Raw genomic sequence first — 17,434 nt, 5'->3', positions numbered from 1 at the left:
AACGCAGTTCATCAATAAACGTTGACTTGTTTTGTTTCGTTCAGTTTTGAGAGAACTATCTCTCAAGTTTAAATGTATGTTCTTTGAAAACTAGATAACAGTGTAGCTCATATTTTTTTAATTTTAGTTTGGTTAAGTTAGAAAGGGCGCACGGTGGATGCCTTGACACTAGGAGTCGATGAAGGACGGGACTAACGCCGATATGCTTCGGGGAGCTGTAAGTAAGCTTTGATCCGAAGATTTCCGAATGGGGAAACCCACTATACGTAATGGTATGGTATCCTTACCTGAATACATAGGGTATGGAAGACAGACCCAGGGAACTGAAACATCTAAGTACCTGGAGGAAGAGAAAGCAAATGCGATTTCCTGAGTAGCGGCGAGCGAAACGGAATCTAGCCCAAACCAAGAGGCTTGCCTCTTGGGGTTGTAGGACATTCTATACGGAGTTACAAAGGAACGAGGTAGACGAAGCGACCTGGAAAGGTCCGTCACAGAGGGTAATAACCCCGTAGTCGAAACTTCGTTCTCTCTTGAATGTATCCTGAGTACGGCGGAACACGTGAAATTCCGTCGGAATCTGGGAGGACCATCTCCCAAGGCTAAATACTCCCTAGTGATCGATAGTGAACCAGTACCGTGAGGGAAAGGTGAAAAGCACCCCGGAAGGGGAGTGAAAGAGATCCTGAAACCGTGTGCCTACAAATAGTCAGAGCCCGTTAATGGGTGATGGCGTGCCTTTTGTAGAATGAACCGGCGAGTTACGATCCCGTGCGAGGTTAAGCTGAAGAGGCGGAGCCGCAGCGAAAGCGAGTCTGAATAGGGCGTTTAGTACGTGGTCGTAGACCCGAAACCAGGTGATCTACCCATGTCCAGGGTGAAGTTCAGGTAACACTGAATGGAGGCCCGAACCCACGCACGTTGAAAAGTGCGGGGATGAGGTGTGGGTAGCGGAGAAATTCCAATCGAACCTGGAGATAGCTGGTTCTCCCCGAAATAGCTTTAGGGCTAGCCTTAAGTGTAAGAGTCTTGGAGGTAGAGCACTGATTGAACTAGGGGTCCTCATCGGATTACCGAATTCAGTCAAACTCCGAATGCCAATGACTTATCCTTAGGAGTCAGACTGCGAGTGATAAGATCCGTAGTCAAGAGGGAAACAGCCCAGATCGCCAGCTAAGGTCCCAAAGTGTGTATTAAGTGGAAAAGGATGTGGAGTTGCTTAGACAACTAGGATGTTGGCTCAGAAGCAGCCACCATTTAAAGAGTGCGTAATAGCTCACTAGTCGAGTGACTCTGCGCCGAAAATGTACCGGGGCTAAATACACCACCGAAGCTGCGAATTGATACCAATGGTATCAGTGGTAGGGGAGCGTTCTAAGTGCAGTGAAGTCAGACCGGAAGGACTGGTGGAGCGCTTAGAAGTGAGAATGCCGGTATGAGTAGCGAAAGACGGGTGAGAATCCCGTCCACCGAATGCCTAAGGTTTCCTGAGGAAGGCTCGTCCGCTCAGGGTTAGTCAGGACCTAAGCCGAGGCCGACAGGCGTAGGCGATGGACAACAGGTTGATATTCCTGTACCACCTCTTTATCGTTTGAGCAATGGAGGGACGCAGAAGGATAGAAGAAGCGTGCGATTGGTTGTGCACGTCCAAGCAGTTAGGCTGATAAGTAGGCAAATCCGCTTATCGTAAAGGCTGAGCTGTGATGGGGAAGCTCCTTATGGAGCGAAGTCTTTGATTCCCCGCTGCCAAGAAAAGCTTCTAGCGAGATAAAAGGTGCCTGTACCGCAAACCGACACAGGTAGGCGAGGAGAGAATCCTAAGGTGTGCGAGAGAACTCTGGTTAAGGAACTCGGCAAAATGACCCCGTAACTTCGGGAGAAGGGGTGCTTTCTTAACGGAAAGCCGCAGTGAATAGGCCCAAGCGACTGTTTAGCAAAAACACAGGTCTCTGCGAAGCCGTAAGGCGAAGTATAGGGGCTGACACCTGCCCGGTGCTGGAAGGTTAAGGAGAGGGGTTAGCGTAAGCGAAGCTCTGAACTGAAGCCCCAGTAAACGGCGGCCGTAACTATAACGGTCCTAAGGTAGCGAAATTCCTTGTCGGGTAAGTTCCGACCCGCACGAAAGGTGTAACGATTTGGGCACTGTCTCAACCAGAGACTCGGTGAAATTATAGTACCTGTGAAGATGCAGGTTACCCGCGACAGGACGGAAAGACCCCGTGGAGCTTTACTGTAGCCTGATATTGAATTTTGGTACAGTTTGTACAGGATAGGCGGGAGCCATTGAAACCGGAGCGCTAGCTTCGGTGGAGGCGCTGGTGGGATACCGCCCTGACTGTATTGAAATTCTAACCTACGGGTCTCATCGACCCGGGAGACAGTGTCAGGTGGGCAGTTTGACTGGGGCGGTCGCCTCCTAAAGTGTAACGGAGGCGCCCAAAGGTTCCCTCAGAATGGTTGGAAATCATTCGTAGAGTGCAAAGGCATAAGGGAGCTTGACTGCGAGACCTACAAGTCGAGCAGGGACGAAAGTCGGGCTTAGTGATCCGGTGGTTCCGCATGGAAGGGCCATCGCTCAACGGATAAAAGCTACCCCGGGGATAACAGGCTTATCTCCCCCAAGAGTCCACATCGACGGGGAGGTTTGGCACCTCGATGTCGGCTCATCGCATCCTGGGGCTGTAGTCGGTCCCAAGGGTTGGGCTGTTCGCCCATTAAAGCGGTACGCGAGCTGGGTTCAGAACGTCGTGAGACAGTTCGGTCCCTATCCGTCGTGGGCGCAGGAAATTTGAGAGGAGCTGTCCTTAGTACGAGAGGACCGGGATGGACGCACCGCTGGTGTACCAGTTGTTCTGCCAAGGGCATAGCTGGGTAGCTATGTGCGGAAGGGATAAGTGCTGAAAGCATCTAAGCATGAAGCCCCCCTCAAGATGAGATTTCCCATAGCGTAAGCTAGTAAGATCCCTGAAAGATGATCAGGTTGATAGGTTCGAGGTGGAAGCATGGTGACATGTGGAGCTGACGAATACTAATAGATCGAGGACTTAACCATATAATATGAAGCAATGTTATCTAGTTTTGAAGGAATATACCTTCATCAGTTTGGTGATGATGGCAGAGAGGTCACACCCGTTCCCATACCGAACACGGAAGTTAAGCTCTCTAGCGCCGATGGTAGTTGGGACCTTGTCCCTGTGAGAGTAGGACGTCGCCAAGCAAAAACCTAAGTCGTTTCGACTTAGGTTTTTTTGTGTTTATTTTTATTTACCGAAGGTTAAAATCCATAAATTTAATAATCCTAAAGACGAAAAAAGAATGAAATAGAGGCAGTTTAAAATAATGGTAATGATTTTTTGTGCTCCGGATTTTTCGAATGCTCCTAAAATAATCCCTAAGAATAGAAAAGATTATTTCTATCATAATAATGAGAGTAGAAAAAATGGGATGATAGAAATAAGCATTCAATAATTACAGCAATTACTGCGATAGAGAAAAAATAGGATAATAGCACAGTTATTTTTTTTCACGGTTATTCCTCCTTTGAAATTAAATCGTTATAATATAGGTTCTATCGATGTATAGAACACAAGAGAGTATACATATTGATTAAAACATACTGAAGTATTATATAAATAGTTATACGTAAAATAGATCTCTAGAAATATATATTCTAATTCCCTTTCCTTCTTGCATATAGTTGCAATTCTTCTTTTGAATATAACTAAAACACGAACGTTATCGATGACTAATAAAAAAACATTCGATTATTTATTGACATTGTTTATGAAATATTGTTAATATAGCCATAGAAACAATAATATATAAGACCTCATATAATCGCGGGGATATGGCCTGCAAGTCTCTACCTAACGACCGTTATTCGTTAGACTATGAGGGAAAGTCACTCGGTATTTTTCTATTCACAAGGGATACGTATGCCTGAGTAGAGCACTTTCTCTCATAGTAAAAGAGAAACTGTTCTATTTCAGGCTTTTTTTATTTGAATCGGGGGGATTCTAATATGAAATCACTAGTTGGAGTCATAATGGGAAGCACGTCAGACTGGGAAACAATGAAATATGCTTGTGACATTTTAGATGAATTAAATATACCGTATGAGAAAAAAGTTGTATCCGCTCATCGGACTCCGGATTATATGTTTGAATATGCAGAAACAGCTCGTGAACGTGGATTAAAAGTTATTATTGCTGGAGCCGGTGGAGCAGCGCATTTACCAGGAATGGTTGCAGCGAAGACAAATCTTCCTGTAATCGGTGTCCCAGTTCAATCAAAAGCGTTAAACGGCCTAGATTCATTATTATCCATTGTCCAAATGCCAGGAGGGGTTCCAGTTGCAACTGTTGCAATTGGTAAGGCTGGTTCAACAAATGCTGGATTGCTTGCTGCACAAATACTTGGATCATTTCATGATGACATACATGATGCATTAGAGTTGAGACGAGAAGCTATTGAGAAAACTGTGCGTGAAGGTAGTGAGCTAGTATGACGAGAATCATCTTACCTGGAAAAACAATCGGCATTATTGGAGGCGGCCAGCTTGGAAGAATGATGGCGTTGGCAGCTAAGGAAATGGGTTATAAAATTGCTGTTTTAGATCCTACAAAGCATTCACCATGTGCACAAGTTGCTGATGTTGAAGTCGTTGCACCATATGACGATTTAAAAGCAATTCAGCATTTAGCAGAGATAAGCGACGTTGTCACATATGAATTTGAGAATATTGATTATAGATGTTTACAATGGCTTGAAAAACATGCTTACTTACCACAAGGTAGTCAGTTGTTAAATAAAACGCAAAATCGTTTTACAGAAAAGAATGCAATTGAAAAAGCTGGGTTACCAGTAGCATCGTATAGATTGGTTCAAAATCAAGATCAACTTACAGAAGCAATTAAGGAGTTATCTTTCCCTTCTGTCTTAAAAACAACGACAGGTGGATACGATGGTAAAGGGCAAGTGGTTTTAAAGAGTGAAGCTGATGTTGTGAGAGCAAAAGAACTTACTAATAAAGCAGAGTGCATTCTAGAAAAATGGGTGCCCTTTGAAAAAGAAGTATCAGTTATTGTAATTCGTAGTGTAAGTGGTGAAACGAAAGTATTTCCGGTAGCGGAAAATATTCATGTAAATAACATTTTGCATGAATCTATCGTTCCAGCCCGCATTACAGAAGAACTTTCTCAAAAAGCAATTGCTTACGCAAAGGTACTTGCGGATGGACTAGAACTTGTGGGAACACTAGCGGTAGAGATGTTTGCTACAGCTGACGGTGAGATTTACATTAATGAATTAGCACCAAGACCTCACAATTCAGGACACTATACACAGGATGCATGTGAAACGAGTCAATTTGGTCAACATATTCGAGCAATCTGTAATTTACCTCTTGGAGAAACAAATTTGTTAAAACCAGTTGTCATGGTAAACATTTTAGGCGAACATATAGAAGGGGTCCTAGGACAAGTGAATAGACTAACCGGGTGCTATTTACACTTGTATGGAAAAGAAGAAGCAAAAGCACAGCGAAAAATGGGGCATGTTAATATTTTAAATGATAATATTGAAGTCGCTCTAGAAAAAGCGAAGAGTTTGCATATTTGGGACCATCAAGAACAACTGTTGGAGGGAAAAAGATGATTAATCGTTATACACGCCCTGAAATGGGTGCGATTTGGACGGAAGAGAACAAATTTAAAGCGTGGTTAGAAGTTGAGATTTTAGCGTGTGAAGCATGGGCTGAGCTTGGCGATATTCCAAAAGAAGATGTGAAAAAAATTCGTGAACATGCATCATTTGATATTGATCGTATTTATGAAATTGAAAAAGAAACACGTCATGACGTAGTTGCTTTCACTCGTGCTGTATCAGAAACACCAACATTAGGCGAGGAACGTAAATGGGTTCATTACGGTTTAACATCTACAGACGTAGTAGATACAGCGTTATCTTATATCTTAAAACAAGCAAATGAAATCTTGTTAAAAGACTTAGAAAACTTTGTTAGTATTTTAGCTAATAAAGCGAAAGAGCATAAATACACGATCATGATGGGAAGAACACACGGTGTACATGCAGAGCCAACAACATTTGGTTTAAAACTTGGTCTTTGGTATGAAGAAATGAAACGTAACGTAGAGCGTTTCAAACAAGCTGCTGATACAGTTCGCGTTGGTAAATTATCTGGTGCGGTTGGTACATATGCAAATATTGATCCATTCGTAGAAAAGTATGTTTGTGAAAACTTAGGATTAGAAGCAGCACCAATTTCAACACAAACATTGCAACGTGATCGTCATGCACATTACATGTCAACACTTGCACTAATCGCAACATCTGTTGAAAAGATGGCAGTTGAGATTCGTGGTTTACAAAAGAGTGAAACACGTGAAGTTGAAGAGGCTTTCGCAAAAGGTCAAAAAGGTTCTTCTGCAATGCCACATAAACGTAATCCAATTGGATCTGAAAATATGACTGGTTTAGCTCGTGTTATCCGCGGTTATATGATGACAGCTTACGAGAATGTTCCGTTATGGCATGAGCGTGATATCTCTCACTCTTCTGCAGAACGCGTAATTTTACCAGATGCTACAATCGCGTTAAATTACATGTTAAATCGCTTTGGTAATATCGTTAAAAACTTAACTGTATTCCCAGAGAATATGAAACGCAATATGACAAGAACATACGGCTTAATTTACTCTCAGCGCGTAATGCTTACACTAATTGACAAAGGTCTGGTACGTGAAGAAGCTTATGATATCGTACAGCCTAAAGCAATGGAAGCTTGGGAAACACAAGTACAATTTAAAGAGCTTGTAGAATCTGACGAGCGTATTACAAGTAAGTTAACGCAAGAAGAAATTAACGAATGTTTCAATTATGAACATCATATGCAACACGTTGATACAATCTTTGAACGCCTTGGATTAAACGAAGCGTAAAATTTCATATGGCACAGAATAGAGTCATTCTGTGCCATTCTTTATAAAAATATTATTCACATTTTTCAAACTACAGGGGGCTTGCGAAATGCAAAAGCTAGAATTGCTGTATGAAGGTAAGGCAAAAAGAATTTATCGTACAGAAGCAGCAGATATGGTTTGGGTAGAGTACAAAGATAGTGCGACTGCTTTCAATGGGGAGAAAAAAGCGACAATTACAGGAAAAGGTCGTTTGAACAATGAGATTACAACTTTATTGTTCAGAAAGTTACAAGAAGTCGGAATTAAAACACACTTTGTGGAGAAGTTATCTGATACAGAACAACTTGTCAAAAAGGTGAGTATTATTCCATTAGAAGTTGTCACAAGAAACGTAATTGCAGGTAGTCTTTCAAAAAGACTAGGAATGGAAGAAGGAACTGCTCTTACAACACCAATCGTAGAATTTTACTACAAAGATGATGATTTAGGAGATCCACTTGTAACGGAAGATCATATTCGTTTGTTAAATGTTGCAACACCAGAGCAAGTAAGCGTATTACGAGATGCAGCTCTACAAATCAATCAAGTGTTGATTGAGCATTTCGCAAGCTGTCGTGTAAGATTAGTAGATTTTAAATTAGAGTTTGGCGTAACAGAAGAAGGGGAAATCATATTAGCAGATGAAATTTCACCAGATACTTGCCGTTTATGGGATGAAACGAGCAATGAAAAATTTGATAAAGATGTATTCCGTCGTGATCTTGGGAATTTAACAGAAGCATATGAAGAAATTTTAAAACGTTTAGGGGGAGCTTCACATGTATAAAGTTAAGGTATATGTAACGTTAAGAGAAAGTGTATTAGATCCACAAGGAACTGCGGTAAAGGGAGCGCTTCATAGTCTTTCATTTACAGAAGTACAAGACGTTCGAATCGGAAAATATATGGAATTAACAATTGATAAATCAGTATCTGATCTGGATAGCAAGGTAAAAGAAATGTGTGAAAAATTATTAGCAAACGTTGTAATGGAAGACTTCCGTTATGAAGTTGAGGAGGTTGTCGCACAGTGAAATTTGCAGTCATAGTATTCCCAGGTTCGAACTGTGATGTCGATATGTTCCATGCAATTAAAGATGAGCTTGGTGAAGAAGTAGATTACGTTTGGCACGATAGAGAGAATTTAGATGAATATGATGCAATTTTACTACCAGGTGGATTCTCTTACGGTGACTATTTACGTTGTGGTGCTATTTCTCGCTTTGCTAACGCAATGAAAGCAGTGCAAAAAGCTGCTGAGCAAGGAAAGCCAATTTTAGGAGTGTGTAATGGATTCCAGATTCTTGTTGAATCAGGATTACTACCAGGAGCATTAATGAGAAACGAAAACTTGAAATTTATGTGCCGTACGGTTCAGTTACGTGTTGAAAATAATGAAACGATGTTTACATCACAATATGAAAAAGATGAAGTAATTAATATTCCAATTGCACATGGCGAAGGAAATTACTATTGTGATGAAGCAACTCTTAAACAATTAGAAGAGAATAATCAAATCGCATTCCGTTACGTAGAAAATCCGAATGGAAGCGTTTCAGATATTGCAGGTATTGTAAATGAAAAAGGAAATGTTCTTGGTATGATGCCACACCCAGAGCGTGCTGTAGATGAATTACTTGGCGGTGCTGAAGGGTTAAAAGTCTTTCAATCTATCTTAAAACAGTGGAGGGAAACATATGTCGTTAATGCTTGAGCCAAATCCAACACAAATTAAAGAAGAGCGTATATATGCGGAAATGGGGCTAACAGACGAAGAGTTTACCATGGTTGAAAAGATTTTAGGCCGTTTGCCGAATTATACAGAAACGGGACTATTCTCTGTTATGTGGTCTGAACATTGTAGTTATAAAAATTCAAAGCCAGTTCTTCGTAAGTTTCCAACGACAGGTGAGCGTGTCTTACAAGGACCTGGAGAAGGCGCTGGAATTGTAGATATCGGTGATAATCAAGCGGTTGTATTTAAAATGGAAAGTCATAACCATCCTTCTGCAATTGAGCCATATCAAGGGGCAGCGACAGGTGTCGGTGGTATTATTCGCGATGTATTCTCTATGGGAGCACGTCCGGTAGCTCTATTAAACTCACTTCGTTTCGGTGAATTACAATCACCACGCGTGAAATATTTATTTGAAGAAGTAGTAGCGGGAATCGCAGGATACGGTAACTGCATTGGTATTCCTACTGTTGGCGGCGAAGTACAGTTTGATCCATGTTATGAAGGAAATCCACTTGTAAATGCAATGTGTGTAGGCCTAATTAATCATGAAGATATTAAAAAAGGGCAAGCACATGGTGCTGGTAATACAGTAATGTACGTAGGAGCATCAACTGGTCGTGATGGTATTCACGGTGCAACATTCGCATCTGAAGAGTTATCTGAAAGCTCAGAAGCGAAGCGTCCGGCAGTTCAAGTAGGGGATCCATTTATGGAGAAACTTCTTATTGAAGCATGTTTAGAACTTATTCAGTCTGATGCACTTGTTGGAATTCAAGATATGGGAGCTGCTGGTTTAACATCATCTTCTGCAGAAATGGCAAGTAAAGCAGGTATGGGTATTGAAATGTACTTAGATGATGTACCGCAGCGTGAAACTGGAATGACTCCATATGAAATGATGTTATCTGAATCACAAGAGCGTATGTTAATCGTTGTGAAAAAAGGTAGAGAGCAAGAAATAGTAGATTTATTTGAGAAGTATGGTCTTGCAGCAGTTACGATGGGGAAAGTAACTGAAGATAAAATGCTTCGATTATTCCATAAAGATGAAATGGTAGCTGAAGTACCAGCGGATGCTCTTGCAGAAGAAGCACCAATTTATCATAAACCGTCAAAAGAAGCAGCATACTTTGCTGAGTTCCAACAGATGAAAATGGAAACACCAAAAGTAGAAGATTATAAAGAAACGTTATTAGCTCTATTACAACAACCAACGATTGCAAGTAAAGAGTGGGTATATGATCAATATGATTATCAAGTGCGCACTAGCACAATCGTTACACCAGGTTCAGATGCAGCGGTTATACGTGTACGCGGCACAGAAAAAGGATTAGCAATGACGACAGATTGTAACTCTCGCTACATTTATTTAGATCCAGAAGTGGGCGGTAAAATTGCAGTAGCAGAGGCAGCACGTAATATCGTATGTTCTGGCGGGGAGCCACTTGCAATTACAGATTGCTTAAACTTCGGTAACCCAGAAAAACCAGAGATCTTCTGGCAAATTGAGAAATCAGTAGACGGTATGAGTGAAGCTTGCCGCAAGTTACAAACGCCAGTTATCGGCGGGAATGTATCAATGTATAACGAGCGTAGTGGTGAAGCTGTATATCCAACACCAACTGTTGGGATGGTTGGACTTGTACACGATTTAAAACACGTAACAACACAAGAATTTAAACAAGCTGGCGATTTAGTTTATGTAATTGGAGAGACGAAAGCTGAGTTTGGTGGAAGTGAATTACAGAAAATGATCTACGGAAAAATTTTCGGTCAATCACCAAGCATCGATCTAGATGTAGAATTAAAACGCCAAAAGCAAGTACTAGCAGCAATTCAAGCTGGCCTTGTTCAATCTGCACATGATGTTGCAGAAGGTGGTTTAGCAGTTGCAATTACTGAAAGTGCAATTGGTGCTAACGGTTTAGGTGCTACTGTGAAATTAGACGGAGAAGCAACAGCAGTATTATTTGCAGAATCACAATCGCGCTTCGTTATAACCGTAAAACGTGAAAATAAAGAAGCATTTGAGAAAGTGGTTGAAGCAATTCAAGTTGGAGAAGTGACAAATACAAATGAAGTAACAATTCATAATGAAGAAAATGAAGTATTACTTACAGCAAATGTAGATGAAATGAGAAAGGCTTGGAAAGGGGCAATCCCATGCTTGCTGAAATAAAGGGGTTAAATGAAGAATGTGGCGTTTTTGGAATTTGGGGGCATGAAAATGCAGCACAAGTTTCGTACTACGGATTGCACAGTTTGCAGCACCGTGGGCAAGAGGGCGCAGGCATTGTTGTAAATAATGGGGAAAAAATCATCGGTCACAAGGGGTTAGGTTTAATATCAGAAGTGTTTTCAAGAGGTGAGCTAGAGGGATTAAACGGGAAATCAGCAATTGGACACGTACGATATGCAACAGCTGGTGGAAGTGAAGTTGCTAACGTTCAACCATTATTATTCCGTTTTTCCGATCATAGTATGGCGTTAGCTCATAACGGAAATTTAATTAATGCAAAAATGCTTCGTCGTGAATTAGAGGCAGAGGGAAGTATTTTTCAAACAAGTTCAGATACAGAAGTACTTTTACACCTCATTAAGCGTAGTACAAAAGATTCTTTAATTGATAGTGTAAAAGAGGCTCTAAATAAAGTGAAAGGTGCGTTTGCATATCTTTTACTAACTGGAAATGAAATGATCGTTGCGCTAGATCCAAATGGATTCCGTCCTCTTTCAATTGGAAAGATGGGGGATGCTTACGTTGTAGCATCGGAAACATGTGCTTTCGATGTAGTTGGTGCAACATACATTCGTGATGTAGAACCTGGTGAATTGCTTATTATCAATGATGAAGGAATTCACGTAGATCGTTTTACAAATGAAGTAGACCACGCGATTTGCAGTATGGAATACATTTACTTTGCACGTCCAGATTCTAATATAGCTGGTATTAATGTTCATGCAGCACGTAAAAACATGGGGAAACGTTTAGCGGCGGAAGCTCCTATTGAAGCTGATGTTGTTACTGGTGTACCAGACTCTAGTATTTCAGCAGCAATTGGTTATGCGGAGGCGACAGGAATTCCGTATGAGTTAGGGTTAATTAAAAATCGTTACGTTGGACGTACGTTTATTCAACCTTCTCAAGAACTGCGTGAGCAAGGAGTTAAGATGAAGCTTTCAGCAGTAAGAGGCGTAGTTGAAGGAAAACGAGTTGTTATGATTGACGATTCTATCGTAAGAGGAACGACAAGTAAACGAATTGTTCGTATGCTTCGCGAGGCTGGAGCGACAGAAGTCCATGTAAGAATTGCTTCACCACCTCTTAAGTATCCATGCTTCTATGGCATTGATATTCAAACGAGAAAAGAATTAATCGCAGCAAATAATTCAATAGAAGAAATCCGTCAAATCATCGGAGCAGATTCACTAACATTTTTAAGTGAAGATGGATTAGTAGATGCAATTGGACGCCCATATGAAGGGAAATACGGTGGTCTATGTATGGCTTACTTCAATGGAGACTATCCAACAGCTCTTTATGATTATGAGCAAGAGCTTTTAGAAAGTATGAAATAAGAAGAAAAAAGCTTCTACTTCTTTTGATGTAGAAGCTAGCTTCTTTCTTAAAACGGCCGCCCTGGATGGGGAGAAATTAAAAGACGAGGTGTAAATAACGATGGCGAATGCATATAAGCAAGCAGGAGTAGATATTGAAGCTGGATATGAAGCGGTATCTCGCATGAAAAAACACGTACAAACAACAATGAGAAAAGAAGTGCTAGGCGGTTTAGGCGGTTTTGGAGGTATGTTTGATCTATCAAAATTTGCATTAGAAGAACCTGTATTAGTATCTGGAACAGATGGCGTGGGAACGAAATTGATGCTCGCTTTTATGGCAGATAAACATGACACAATTGGTATTGATGCAGTAGCAATGTGTGTAAATGATATTGTTGTCCAAGGAGCAGAGCCGCTTTTCTTCCTTGATTATATTGCTTGTGGTAAAGCTGAACCTAGTAAAATTGAAAACATCGTCAAAGGTATATCAGAGGGCTGTCGCCAAGCTGGTTGTGCATTAATTGGTGGAGAAACAGCTGAAATGCCAGGAATGTATTCTACGGAAGAATACGATTTAGCTGGTTTTACAGTTGGAATTGTTGATAAAAAGAAAATTGTAACAGGTGAAAAAATTGAAGCTGGTCACGTATTAATTGGCTTAGCATCTAGCGGTATTCATAGTAACGGTTATTCTTTAGTAAGAAAAGTGCTACTAGAAGATGGAGAACTATCTTTAGATCGTATTTACGGACGCTTAGAACTACCTCTTGGTGAAGAATTATTAAAACCAACGAAAATTTATGTCAAACCTATTTTAGAACTATTGAAGAAACATGAAGTATACGGTATGGCACATATTACAGGTGGTGGATTCATTGAAAATATTCCACGTATGTTGCCAGAAGGAATCGGTGCGGAAATTGAATTAGGATCTTGGCAAGTTCAACCGATTTTTAGTTTACTTCAAGAAGTTGGAAAACTAGAAGAGAAAGAAATGTTCAATATTTTTAACATGGGTATTGGTATGGTAGTAGCAGTAAAGGAAGAAGAGGCAAAAGATATTGTTCGTCTTCTTGAGGAACAAGGCGAGAAAGCTCATATTATTGGACACACTGTACAAGGGTCTGGTGTTACCTTTATTGAGGGAACAGAAGTATGAGTAGATTAGCAGTTTTTGCTTCTGGGAGCGGCTCTAACTTTCAATCTCTCATTAATGCGGTAGAAGACAAAATATTGGATGCAGATATTAGTTTATTAGTATGTGATAAACCAGAGGCACGCGCTATTGGACGGGCACACTATCACCATATTCCGTGTTTTTCCTTTTCAGCGAAAGCATATGAGTCAAAAGAAGCATTTGAAAAAGAGATATTAAAAAAGCTAGAAGAGTATGAAATTGATTATGTTATTTTAGCTGGATATATGCGTTTAATTGGAACGACTTTACTAGAAGCGTATGGCGGGAAAATTATTAATATTCATCCATCAATACTACCGAGTTTTCCAGGGAAAGATGCTGTTGGTCAAGCGTTAGAAGCGGGTGTGAAAGTAACCGGAGTAACGATTCACTATGTAGATGCAGGTATGGATACAGGTCCAATTATTGCGCAAGAAGCAGTAGTTGTTTCTGAAGGGGATACGAGAGAAAGCTTACAAAAGAAAATTCAACAAGTTGAACATAAATTATACGTAAATACAGTGAATCAAATTGTTCAGTCTGTGAAAAAACCAACTGTTAACTAACATACAACCAGGGGTGAAGGATAAATGAAAAAGCGTGCATTAGTAAGTGTTTCAGATAAAACAGGAGTAGTAGAATTTGTTAAAGGTTTACTTGAACAAGGGATTGAAGTTATTTCAACAGGTGGTACGAAAAAATTATTAGAAGAAAACGGCTTGCAAGTAATTGGTATTTCTGAAGTAACTGGTTTCCCAGAAATTATGGATGGTCGTGTAAAAACATTACATCCAAATATTCATGGTGGTCTATTAGCAGTTCGTGATAATGAAATGCATGTAGCGCAAATGAATGAATTAGGTATGGAGCCAATTGATTTTGTTGTTGTTAACTTATACCCATTTAAAGAAACAATCGCTAAGCCTGATGTAACATTTGCTGATGCAATTGAAAATATTGATATCGGTGGCCCAACAATGATTCGCTCTGCTGCGAAAAATCATAAATTTGTATCGGTAATTGTAGATCCAGTAGATTATGATGTTGTATTAGCAGAACTGAAAGAGAACGGTGAAGTAACAGAGGAAACGAAACGTAAATTAGCAGCGAAAGTATTCCGTCATACAGCGGCATATGATGCGTTAATTTCTAACTACTTAACAAAGCAAATGGGCGAAGAAAGCCCAGAAACATTAACAGTGACATTTGAGAAAAAACAAGATTTACGCTATGGCGAAAATCCACATCAAAAAGCGACATTCTATAAAGCGCCATTCGCAGCAACTTCTTCTGTTGCATACGCAGAACAATTACACGGTAAAGAATTATCTTATAACAATATCAACGATGCGGATGCAGCACTTAGCATCGTGAAAGAATTTACAGAACCAGCAGTAGTAGCGGTAAAACATATGAATCCATGTGGTGTTGGAGTAGGAACTGATATTCACGAAGCATATACTCGTGCTTATGAAGCGGATCCAGTATCAATCTTCGGCGGTATTATTGCAGCAAATCGTGAAATTGATAAAGCTACAGCAGAAAAGTTACACGAAATTTTCTTAGAAATTGTTATCGCTCCTTCGTTCTCGCAAGAAGCTTTAGAAGTGTTGCAAAGTAAGAAGAACTTACGCTTACTAACTGTAAATATTGAAAAAGCGACAAGTGCAAGCAAAAAACTAACTTCTGTACAAGGTGGTCTTCTTGTTCAAGAAGAAGATACGTTATCATTAGATGAGGACGCAATTTCAATTCCAACGAAACGTGAACCATCAGAGCAAGAATGGAAAGATTTAAAACTAGCTTGGAAAGTTGTAAAACATGTGAAATCAAATGCAATTGTTTTAGCGAATGATAACATGACAGTTGGTGTAGGCGCGGGACAGATGAACCGTGTAGGTTCTGCAAAAATCGCAATTACACAAGCTGGCGAAAAAGCACAAGGTAGCGCACTTGCATCTGATGCTTTCTTCCCAATGCCAGATACAGTAGAAGAAGCAGCAAAAGCTGGAATTACAGCAATCATCCAACCAGGCGGATCGATTCGTGATGAAGATTCTATTAAAATGGCAGATGCGTATGGGATTACTATGGTGTTCACTGGCGTACGTCATTTCAAACACTAATAGAGGATGTTAAAAAAGTCCGGTCAAGATAACTGTCGCATGTCGTCGTTGCAATGCCAGTGCGGTACTCATGTAGGAAAGCTACACTCCGTGTCCTCCTGGCAAATGCGCCTCGACCTGCTCGGTTCTCTTGATCCTCCTTTTTAACTTTCTATTGATACGGTTGTTTAAAAAGTCCGGTCAAGATAACTGTCGCATGTCGTCGTTGCATAGCCAGTGCGGTACTCATGTAGGAAAGCTACACTCCGTGTCCTCCTGGCAAATGCGCCTTGACCTGCTCGGTTCTCTTGATCCTCCTTTTTAAACTTTTATTGATATGAAAACAAACTAGGAGCATAGCTTCTAGTTTGTACTTATTTAATTATTGGGGGATGAAATATGAATGTTTTAGTAATTGGCCGTGGTGGACGTGAGCATGCTTTAGCTTGGAAGTTTGCACAATCTGAAAAGGTAGAAAAAATATATGTAGCGCCAGGTAATGAAGGTATGCGAGACGTTGCAACACCAGTTGATATTGATGAGAATGATTTTGATGCATTAGTCTTATTCGCAAAAGAAAACAATGTAGGCTTAACTTTCGTTGGACCAGAAATTCCACTTATGAATGGAATCGTTGATCGCTTTAAGGAAGAGGGACTTCGTGTATTCGGACCTAATAAAGCTGCTGCTGTTATTGAAGGTAGTAAAGCTTTTACAAAAGAATTGATGAAAAAGTATGATATTCCAACTGCGGCATATGAAACTTTTACAGACTATGAAGAGGCAGTAAAGTACATTCAGAAAGTTGGTGCACCGATCGTAATTAAGGCAGATGGGTTAGCTGCTGGTAAAGGTGTAACCGTAGCAATGACGCTTGAAGAGGCATTACAAGCTGTGAAAGAAATGCTACAAGATGTGAAATTCGGCGCAGCAAGCAAGAAGGTCGTTATTGAAGAGTTTTTAGATGGACAAGAATTTTCATTAATGGCATTTGTAAATGGAACAACTGTGTATCCAATGGTAATTGCTCAAGATCATAAACGAGCTTTTGATGGTGATAAAGGTCCTAATACAGGCGGAATGGGTGCATATTCCCCAGTACCACAAATTCCGGAGTCAGCGGTTCAAGAAGCGATTCAAACAGTATTACATCCAACTGCTAAAGCGATGATCCAAGAAAATCGTTCGTTTACAGGAATTTTATATGCGGGGCTTATTTTAACGAATGATGGTCCAAAGGTAATTGAGTTCAATGCACGCTTTGGCGATCCTGAAACGGAAGTTGTATTACCACGCTTAGAAAATGATTTAGTTGATGTATGTAACGCTGTATTAGATGAAAGTGAATTAACGTTACAATGGTCAAAGGAAGCAGTTATTGGTGTCGTACTTGCTTCGAAAGGATATCCAGAAGCATATAAAAAAGGTGAAATTATTAACGGATTAGATGCACTGCAAGATGTAATAGTTTTCCATGCGGGTACAGCGATGAAACATGGTGACTTTGTAACAAACGGTGGCCGTGTATTATTTGTTGCTTGTAAGGCGAATAGTTTACAAGAAGCGAAAGATAAGGTCTATAAAGAAATCGGTAAAATTGAGAGTGATGGTTTATTTTACCGAAGTGATATAGGATATCGTGCAATTGGGCATGAGATGAAGAAAAGCTAATGTATAAAAAATCCCGCTGATTTCTCAGCGGGATTTTTATGCATCTTTATCTTTTTTTAATTTCCCTTTTTGCTTTGCCATTTCTCGAAGTAAATACTCGATGTGTGCATTGACGCTACGAAACTCATCATTCGCCCATTTTTCGATGACTGCGTGTAATTCAGGATCAATACGTAATGGAAAGCTTTTCTTTTTGGCCATA

The 17,434-nt window shown here is 40.3% G+C and carries 13 protein-coding genes, 2 rRNA genes, 1 pseudogene and 1 riboswitch; of the genes and pseudogenes, 14 read left to right on the top strand and 2 right to left on the bottom strand.

Annotated features, from left to right (window positions below; translation table 11 throughout):
- The first annotated feature begins 130 nt into the window (after positions 1-130).
- A 23S ribosomal RNA gene (locus JFU20_RS13510) occupies positions 131-3,052 on the top strand.
- Between the two features lie 49 nt (positions 3,053-3,101).
- A 5S ribosomal RNA gene (gene rrf, locus JFU20_RS13505) occupies positions 3,102-3,217 on the top strand.
- A 43-nt stretch (positions 3,218-3,260) separates the two neighbouring features.
- Here rrf and JFU20_RS30185 read toward each other — a convergent pair.
- Positions 3,261-3,511: pseudogene (locus JFU20_RS30185) on the bottom strand (hypothetical protein).
- 298 nt (positions 3,512-3,809) lie between these two features.
- Positions 3,810-3,911: riboswitch (purine riboswitch) on the top strand.
- Positions 3,912-4,021: 110 nt separating this feature from the next.
- Between JFU20_RS30185 and purE the strand changes: the two are divergent.
- The 12 genes from purE (at position 4,022) to purD (ending at position 17,232) form a co-directional block, all read left to right on the top strand.
- The gene (gene purE / locus JFU20_RS13500) at positions 4,022-4,507 is read left to right on the top strand and encodes a 5-(carboxyamino)imidazole ribonucleotide mutase (RefSeq protein WP_002010008.1); all 486 of its coding nucleotides are present in this window, start codon (positions 4,022-4,024) and stop codon (positions 4,505-4,507) included.
- Positions 4,504-5,655, top strand: coding sequence for a 5-(carboxyamino)imidazole ribonucleotide synthase (purK, locus tag JFU20_RS13495; protein WP_201038696.1), 1,152 nt, complete (start codon positions 4,504-4,506; stop codon positions 5,653-5,655). Before purE ends, purK begins: the two co-directional genes overlap by 4 nt.
- Positions 5,652-6,959, top strand: a complete 1,308-nt coding sequence (purB, locus tag JFU20_RS13490) for an adenylosuccinate lyase (RefSeq protein ID WP_002139387.1) — start codon at positions 5,652-5,654, stop codon at positions 6,957-6,959. The genes purK and purB overlap by 4 nt, the downstream gene beginning before the upstream one ends.
- An 88-nt stretch (positions 6,960-7,047) precedes the next feature.
- Positions 7,048-7,767 carry a phosphoribosylaminoimidazolesuccinocarboxamide synthase gene (gene purC, locus JFU20_RS13485; RefSeq protein ID WP_002010014.1) on the top strand — a complete coding sequence of 240 codons (720 nt, stop codon included), beginning with the start codon at positions 7,048-7,050 and terminating at the stop codon, positions 7,765-7,767.
- Positions 7,760-8,014, top strand: a complete 255-nt coding sequence (gene purS, locus JFU20_RS13480; RefSeq protein WP_000278823.1) for a phosphoribosylformylglycinamidine synthase subunit PurS — start codon at positions 7,760-7,762, stop codon at positions 8,012-8,014. Before purC ends, purS begins: the two co-directional genes overlap by 8 nt.
- A complete protein-coding gene (purQ, locus tag JFU20_RS13475; protein WP_000666771.1) occupies positions 8,011-8,694 on the top strand; it encodes a phosphoribosylformylglycinamidine synthase subunit PurQ in 684 nt (227 codons plus the stop codon). The genes purS and purQ overlap by 4 nt, the downstream gene beginning before the upstream one ends.
- Positions 8,678-10,897, top strand: a complete 2,220-nt coding sequence (gene purL, locus JFU20_RS13470; protein ID WP_201038695.1) for a phosphoribosylformylglycinamidine synthase II — start codon at positions 8,678-8,680, stop codon at positions 10,895-10,897. Before purQ ends, purL begins: the two co-directional genes overlap by 17 nt.
- Positions 10,882-12,297, top strand: coding sequence for an amidophosphoribosyltransferase (purF, locus tag JFU20_RS13465; RefSeq protein WP_002124870.1), 1,416 nt, complete (start codon positions 10,882-10,884; stop codon positions 12,295-12,297). Before purL ends, purF begins: the two co-directional genes overlap by 16 nt.
- 100 nt (positions 12,298-12,397) lie before the next feature.
- The gene (gene purM / locus JFU20_RS13460; RefSeq protein WP_002010019.1) at positions 12,398-13,438 is read left to right on the top strand and encodes a phosphoribosylformylglycinamidine cyclo-ligase; all 1,041 of its coding nucleotides are present in this window, start codon (positions 12,398-12,400) and stop codon (positions 13,436-13,438) included.
- Positions 13,435-14,022: a phosphoribosylglycinamide formyltransferase gene (gene purN, locus JFU20_RS13455; RefSeq protein WP_012260224.1), complete on the top strand. Its 588-nt coding sequence runs from the start codon at positions 13,435-13,437 to the stop codon at positions 14,020-14,022. Before purM ends, purN begins: the two co-directional genes overlap by 4 nt.
- Positions 14,023-14,046: 24 nt before the next feature.
- Positions 14,047-15,582 carry a bifunctional phosphoribosylaminoimidazolecarboxamide formyltransferase/IMP cyclohydrolase gene (gene purH, locus JFU20_RS13450; RefSeq protein WP_088038243.1) on the top strand — a complete coding sequence of 512 codons (1,536 nt, stop codon included), beginning with the start codon at positions 14,047-14,049 and terminating at the stop codon, positions 15,580-15,582.
- A gap of 378 nt (positions 15,583-15,960) precedes the next feature.
- Complete coding sequence (purD, locus tag JFU20_RS13445) at positions 15,961-17,232, top strand: phosphoribosylamine--glycine ligase (RefSeq protein ID WP_002010024.1); 1,272 nt, start codon at positions 15,961-15,963, stop codon at positions 17,230-17,232.
- Positions 17,233-17,268: 36 nt separating this feature from the next.
- Here purD and JFU20_RS13440 read toward each other — a convergent pair whose 3' ends face one another.
- Entirely contained in the window at positions 17,269-17,433 is a 165-nt protein-coding gene (locus tag JFU20_RS13440) for a type II toxin-antitoxin system antitoxin (RefSeq protein ID WP_001085171.1), read from the bottom strand.
- Position 17,434: the final 1 nt, after the last annotated feature.

This window comes from Bacillus sp. TH30 (genome assembly GCF_016650875.1).
GTDB classification, from domain to species: domain Bacteria; phylum Bacillota; class Bacilli; order Bacillales; family Bacillaceae_G; genus Bacillus_A; species Bacillus_A mycoides.
The sequence above is the reverse complement of the archived record's forward strand: the minus strand, read 5'-3'. Positions and strand labels throughout refer to the sequence as shown.